At 45.7% G+C, this 503-nt stretch carries 1 protein-coding gene; it reads left to right on the top strand.

Annotation, left to right across the window (positions count from 1 at the left end; all coding sequences use genetic code 11):
- Window positions 1-503: DAK2 domain-containing protein (locus ACTRC3_RS11790; RefSeq protein ID WP_440323201.1), on the top strand; the 503-nt coding region annotated here is incomplete at both ends.

Raw genomic sequence — 503 nt, 5'->3', positions numbered from 1 at the left:
GCATTAAATAACCCGGAGATGAAGGATCTTGCAAAGGCAATCTCTTCCGGATCCCTGCGCGGGGCGAGAGGTAACTCAGGAGTTATCTTATCTCAGCTTTTAAGAGGATTTACAAAGGCGATCAAAGAAGAGAAAGAGATTGATGTGCTTGCACTTGCTGCGGCATGCCAGAGAGCAAGAGATACTGCTTACAAGGCTGTTATGAAGCAGAAGGAAGGAACCATCCTTACTGTTGCCAGCGGAATTGCGACAAAGGCAGCAGAGATGGCTGAAGAGACAGATGATCTGGAAGTATTCATCCCGGCTGTGATCGAATATGCAGAGGAAGTGTTGAATAAGACACCAGAGATGCTTCCGGTATTAAAAGAAGCAGGTGTGGTAGATTCCGGCGGACAGGGACTTCTGGAAGTGATTAAAGGCGGATATGATGCATTCCTTGGTAAAGAGATTGATTACAGTTCGATCAAACCAAGTACAAGTGTTACTGTGAATAAGGTGAATGC

The sequence above is a fragment of the Laedolimicola sp. genome (assembly GCF_051972735.1).
Lineage (GTDB): Bacteria > Bacillota > Clostridia > Lachnospirales > Lachnospiraceae > Laedolimicola > Laedolimicola intestinihominis.
The sequence above is the reverse complement of the archived record's forward strand: the minus strand, read 5'-3'. Positions and strand labels throughout refer to the sequence as shown.